6 protein-coding genes are annotated in these 5,728 nt (G+C 68.4%); 3 read left to right on the top strand and 3 right to left on the bottom strand.

What is annotated here, in order from left to right:
- On the bottom strand, nucleotides 1-1,027 hold a 1,027-nt coding region (purH, locus tag AB4Y86_RS10480), incomplete at its 3' end, for a bifunctional phosphoribosylaminoimidazolecarboxamide formyltransferase/IMP cyclohydrolase (protein WP_441402173.1).
- A 174-nt stretch (nucleotides 1,028-1,201) separates the two neighbouring features.
- Between purH and AB4Y86_RS10475 the strand changes: the two genes are divergently transcribed.
- Nucleotides 1,202-2,554: an MFS transporter gene (locus AB4Y86_RS10475; protein ID WP_441402172.1), complete on the top strand. Its 1,353-nt coding sequence runs from the start codon at nucleotides 1,202-1,204 to the stop codon at nucleotides 2,552-2,554.
- Nucleotides 2,555-2,633: 79 nt separating this feature from the next.
- Here the strand turns inward: AB4Y86_RS10475 and purN are convergent, their stop codons facing one another.
- On the bottom strand, nucleotides 2,634-3,203 hold the full coding sequence (gene purN, locus AB4Y86_RS10470) for a phosphoribosylglycinamide formyltransferase (RefSeq protein ID WP_441402171.1): 570 nt from the start codon (nucleotides 3,201-3,203) through the stop codon (nucleotides 2,634-2,636).
- Nucleotides 3,204-3,241: 38 nt separating this feature from the next.
- On the opposite strand from purN, the gene AB4Y86_RS10465 reads away from it, so the two are divergent.
- Nucleotides 3,242-3,673, top strand: coding sequence for a hypothetical protein (locus AB4Y86_RS10465; RefSeq protein ID WP_441402170.1), 432 nt, complete (start codon nucleotides 3,242-3,244; stop codon nucleotides 3,671-3,673).
- 74 nt (nucleotides 3,674-3,747) lie between these two features.
- Here the strand turns inward: AB4Y86_RS10465 and AB4Y86_RS10460 are convergent, their stop codons facing one another.
- The gene (locus AB4Y86_RS10460; RefSeq protein ID WP_441402169.1) at nucleotides 3,748-5,073 is read right to left on the bottom strand and encodes a cell division protein PerM; all 1,326 of its coding nucleotides are present in this window, start codon (nucleotides 5,071-5,073) and stop codon (nucleotides 3,748-3,750) included.
- A gap of 142 nt (nucleotides 5,074-5,215) precedes the next feature.
- Here AB4Y86_RS10460 and AB4Y86_RS10455 point away from each other — a divergent pair, with 142 nt between their 5' ends.
- A complete protein-coding gene (locus AB4Y86_RS10455) occupies nucleotides 5,216-5,683 on the top strand; it encodes a DUF4383 domain-containing protein (protein ID WP_441402168.1) in 468 nt (155 codons plus the stop codon).
- The last annotated feature ends 45 nt before the right edge of the window (nucleotides 5,684-5,728 follow it).

Below are 5,728 nucleotides of genomic sequence, written 5' to 3'. Positions count from 1 at the left end.
CGGTCCGGGCCATGCCGGCCGTGACGGTGCGGTTGGCAGCAATGACGCCGCCGAACGCGGACACCGGGTCGCAGGCATGGGCCTTGGCGTGCGCGTCGGCGATCGGGTCAGCGGCGGTCGCGGACCCCACGGCCACACCGCAGGGGTTGGCGTGCTTGATGATCGCGACGGCGGGCTCGGCGAAGTCGAACGCGGCGCGGAGGGCCGCGTCGGCGTCGACGAAGTTGTTGTAGCTCATGGCCTTGCCGTGCAGCTGGTCGGCCTGGGCGATGCCGGCCGGGGCGGCCTTGTCCACGTACAGCGCGGCCTGCTGGTGCGGGTTTTCGCCGTAGCGGAGCACCTCGGAGCGTTCCAGGGCCAGGCCGGTGTAGGCGGGCCAGTCGATCACGCCGTCGCCGTCCTCGTCGCGGAACTGGCTGGCGGTCCAGGTGGCCACGGCGGTGTCGTAGGCCGCGGTGTGCGCGAACGCCTTGGCGGCGAGCCGGCGTCGGGTCTTCAGGTCAAAGCCGCCGGAGGAAGCGGCCTCCACCACGGAGCCGTACGACGCCGGGTCCACCACGATCGCGACGGCGGCGTGGTTCTTGGCGGCCGACCGCACCATCGCCGGACCGCCGATATCGATCTGTTCGACGACGTCGTCCTGCGCCGCGCCGGATTTCACCGTCTCCACGAAGGGGTAGAGGTTCACGACCACGAGGTCGAACGGCTCGATGTCCATCGAGGCCAGCCTGTCCATGTGGGCCTGGACGCGGCGGTCCGCGAGGATTCCTCCGTGCACGCGCGGGTGCAGGGTCTTGACCCGGCCGTCCAGCATTTCCGGCGAGCCGGTGACTTCCTCGACCTCCTGCACGGGAATTCCCGCGGCGGCGATCTTCTTGGCGGTGGAACCGGTGGAGACGATCTTGACGCCGGCGTCGTGCAGACCCCGCGCGAGCTCCTCGAGACCGGTCTTGTCGTAGACCGAAATGAGGGCCCGGCGGATGGGAACACGGTCGATGGATACACGCTCATGCTGCGTAAAGCTCACAGAAATCTCCGTCTTGGATCGCGGTCTTAGATCGCGGCGCGGCCGCGGTTGGTGGGGGTGCGGCCAGTTTATCGCGTCAGGGCTCCCGGCCCGCCAGCGGGGCACCCGCGCGCCGGAGTGTGAAGCAGGCACGGGCCGCGCCTGGGCCACGTAGAGTTTTCCGTGGAGGCGAAAATGAACACTTACACCACGGTGCCCAGCGGCGAACAAGTRGTSCAGGAACTGCCGTGGCGGTGGAAGGTCCAGGGGCGGATCTTCCTGATCGGCGGCCTGGGCTTCATGTTCGACGCCTGGGACGTCACGCTCAACGGCATCCTCATCCCGCTGCTCTCAAAGCACTGGTCCCTGAGCGCGGGCGACGCCGCCTGGATCGGCACGTCGAACCTGATCGGCATGGCGCTGGGCGCCTTCGTCTGGGGCACCATCGCCGACACCATCGGCCGCAAGAAGGCCTTCACCGCCACGCTGCTGATCTTCGCCGTCTTCACCGTGCTGGGCGCCTTCTCCCCCGATTTCCTCTGGTTCGTGGCCTTCCGGTTCCTGGCCGGCTTCGGCCTGGGCGGCTGCATCCCGGTGGACTACGCGCTGGTGGGCGAGTTCACCCCGCGCAAGCAGCGCGGCAAGGTCCTCACCGCCATGGACGGCTGGTGGCCGATCGGGGCGGCGCTGTGCGGTTTCGTCTCCGCCGGGCTGATCGCCGCCTTCGCGGACTGGCGGCTGACCATGCTGATCATGGTGCTGCCCGCACTGCTGGTGTTCTGGATCCGGCGCAGCGTCCCGGAGTCGCCGCTGTTCCTGATCCGCAAGGGGCGCCGCGAGGAAGCCGCCCGGGTCATCGACGGGCTGGTGTCGGCCACCGGCGCCGAACCCCGGGTCTACAGCCTGCCCGAACCGCAGGACGCGCCCCGGCTCTCCGCCGGCAGCGCCTGGATCCAGCTCCGCGCGCTCTGGCAGTTCAACTGGAAGATCACGACGGCGGCCTGGGCCCTGTTTTTCAGCATCCTGCTGGTCTATTACCTGTCCTTGACCTGGATGCCGCGGATCCTGATCGGCGCCGGTTTCGAGGAGTACAAGGCCTTCCTGACGACGGCGTCGATGGCCGCCGTCGGCCTGCTCGGCGTCGTTGTCGCCGCGCTGCTGGTGGAGCGGACCGGGCGCAAGTGGATCCTGGCCGTCACGGGCCCGCTGTCGGCGCTGACGCTGGTGATCGTCGCCGTCGTCGTGGATATCCCGACGGCGGCCGTGTTCTGGCTGCTGGTGTTCGGCTTCGTGGTGCAGGTGGCCATCCCGGTGCTGTACGCCTACGTGTCGGAGCTGTACCCGACCGAACTGCGCGGGTCGGGTTTCGGCTGGGCCTCGACGTTTTCCCGGCTCGGTGCCGGCTTCGGCCCCCTGGTCTTCGCGGCGTTCCTGTGGCCCGAACTGGGCCTGGCCACGTCGTTCGCGCTGGCCGGCGGCCTGGTGCTGCTCTCGGTGCTGTGGATGGCGTTCTTCGCCCCGGAAACCAAGCAGCGCCGGCTGGAGTAACCGTCCCGGCTGTCCCAACTGGCTCGCAGTTGTTGGCGTTTTGAGCCCTCAAAACGGCAACAACTGCGAGCCAGTTGGGTTAGTGGGGCGCGGTGGCGAGGGACCGGAGCGTCGACACCAAGAGCCGCCGTTCCGCGGCCTTGATCCGCTCGTGCAGGGTCTCCTCGGTATCGTTCTCCGCCACGGGCACGGCTTCCTGGGCGATGATCGGCCCGGTGTCCACGCCGGCGTCGGCCCAGTGCACCGTGCACCCGGTGACCTTCACGCCGTACGCCAGGGCGTCCCGGACGCCGTGCGCGCCCGGGAAGGCCGGCAGCAGGGCCGGATGGGTGTTCAAGTACCTGCCCCCGAACGCGGCGATGAAGTCCGCGCTGACGATGCGCATAAATCCCGAGGACACGACGACGTCGGGCCGGTAGGCGGCCACGGTTTCGGTGAGCGCGGCGTTCCAGGCAGACCGGTCCGGGTAAGCCTTGAAGTCCACCACGAAGGTCGGGATTCCGGCGTCCGCGGAGCGCTCCACCCCGTAGGTACCGGGCCGGTCCGCCCCGACGGCGGCGAGCTCCACGTCCAGCTCACCGGCCTTGACCGCGTCGATGACGGCCTGCAGGTTGGAGCCGGTGCCGGAGACGAGGACTACTATGCGCATTGCCTTAGCTTATGAGCCGCTCGCGTACGCTGGAAAATATGAACTCCCCCCACGACCCCGGTGCGAGCCCGCGCGGCCAGAATCCGGGCAGCGAGGCGGCTAAAGCGTCGCTCCTCAAGACGCACACACTGTTCCGCATGTTCATCGTGGCGGTGCTCGGTTCGTTCTTCGTCTTCCAGTTGGACGTCAACTACCTCTGGCTCGCCGCTCTGCTCACCGCGGCCGCGGTGGTGATCGGCGTCGTCCTGCTGGTCCGTGCAGCGAGGCTCCGGGAATCGCGCCTGGTGCTGTTCGGGACCATCTCCGGCCTGGTGGTCTCCGCGGTGATGGTGCTGATGGTGCTGGCGTCCGCGGTGTTCTTCAACCAGGTCCGGGACTACCAGCAATGCTCCCGCCACGCCCTCACCGAGCAGGCCGCCTCCGCGTGCCGGACGCAGCTGGAAAAGTCCATGCCCACGCAGCTGCGATAGCGGCAGCACAGCTTGCGGCCGCCCCGCTCCGGCCGCCGCGACAGACTGGCAACCCCGCAACCGTCAGCCCAGCCCTACTTCGCGGCCGGCTCCAGGTCCGCTTCATGCAGCCTCTGCCGACGTTCCAGCCACGGCCCGGCCGCGTAGCCAATCACGACGCCGATGCCGGTTTCCACGGCGATGAACAGTGCCGTCACGAGCGGGTCCGGGCCAATGTCCGTGAGCCGTCCGATGCCGGCGGAACCGCGGGCCAACCAGGCCAGGCCCGCCGCTAGCAGCCCCGCCACGGTACCGATCATGGTGCCCAGGAAGAGGGTGGACACCGTGGCGGTGAACCAGCGCGCCTTGACCTTGATGGAGAGCCATTCGTCGAAGTGGTTTTCGCCGGCGCGCAGGAACCACCAGCCGGCCAGGACCCCGGCGATTGCCGGCACCACGAGGGCGACGAAACCGTAGTCCAGGCCGCCGGAGGGCAACGCCGCGAAGACCGGAATGGTGGGCAGGGGGCCGACGGCGGTAGCCAGCGGCCCGGCCTGCGAGCCGACGCCCAGCGCGAACCCCGACCCTGAGGTCCAGGCCAGTGCGAACACGGCCAGGTTGGGCAGGTAGCCCAGCTGAGCGAGGGTCAGGGCGGCGCCGCCCACCGGACCCGCGTGGAGCGCCTCGTACACGGCGATGATGAGGTTCCAGTGGATGAGGAGGTCCGCCGCGAGCAGCGCGGCGGCCATGGCCAGGCTGGCCATCACGGCCACGAATCCGGCCTGGATGGCGGAGCCGAGGTAGGAGCCGGCCCAGCGCGAGTGCTGGCTGGTGCGCGAGAGCCAGGCAACGGCGTCGACGCCGATCAGCCGGCTCCAGGAGCCCGCTTCGCGGCGGGCGCCGATCACCATGCCAAGGGCGACCGGGATCAGCGGGACGATGGAGGCAAACCAGAGGCTGACGCCGACGTCGGAGGTCCGGCAAAGAAATCCGGTGGCGAACCCGAAGGCCCCATACATCAGCCACGAGCCCAGCAGCGCCTGCCAGAGCTGGTCCGTGTAGGAGGCCCTGGCCAGCCGCCGGCCCGCGCGCCAGGCCAGGAGGAACGGGATCAGGGTGAGGCCCAGCGGGATCAGCGACAGCGTCCCGGATTCCGGCTGGGCCGCGGCACCCGCGCCACCCGCTCCACCGGTGTCCAGCAGCAACGGGACCCCGTGGATCAGCAGCCAGGCCTGGCCGGCCAGCCGCGCGAGGAAGTCAAAGCCGGTGTCCCGGAATCCGGCCGTGGCCCAGACCGCGACGACCGGCGCAATCACGGCGAGCGCGGAGATCACGGCCGCCTGCGCGGATTCCAGCGCCCCCTGCAGCCACAAAGGCATCGGAAGGCCACGGTCCCCGGTCTGATCAGCGCGCAGTTTCATCGTGGTCCATCGTGCCACGAAGAGGCCCGCGCCCGGGGTTCCGACAGGCTCTCACCCCGGATTTCAGCCGTCGGTGCCGCCGCTTTTTTGAAGACCCCGCCGTAAAATTAAGAGTGTCCGCAACAGTGGTTGGAGGCAAAAAATGACTACCGCATCTCCACATGCACACGGCGCTCACTTCGGACGGGCGGATGTACAGAACGTGGGCATGGGTGTGGGAATTGTCCTAGCGGCCGTGGGTGTCCTGGGGTTCATCCCGGGCATCACCTCGCAGTACAGCGAACTGAGGTTCATCGGGCCCGACTCCCGGGCGATGTTCCTTGGCCTGTTCCAGGTGTCCATGCTGCTGAACATCGTTCAGCTGGTCATCGGCGCCACGGGCCTGAGTATGTCGCGCAACGACATGGGAGCCCGGAACTTCCTGATGGGTTTTGGCCTGCTGTACATCATCTTCAGCGTTTACGGGCTGATCGTCGGCGTAGGGTCGGCGGCCAACTTCCTTGCGTTCAACACCATGGACAACTGGACCCACATGGTGCTGGGCGTGGCAATGATTGGCGCCGGCTGGTTGCTATCGAGGCATCTGGCCGATGACGCACAAACCCGGTAATCGATATCCGGGAAAGGGAGCCGCGAATGAGGAACGATTCATAGC

The sequence above is a fragment of the Arthrobacter sp. 2YAF22_2 genome, from assembly GCF_052114645.1.
In the GTDB taxonomy this organism is placed as follows: domain Bacteria; phylum Actinomycetota; class Actinomycetes; order Actinomycetales; family Micrococcaceae; genus Arthrobacter.
This window is presented reverse-complemented; position numbering and strand designations above follow the sequence as displayed.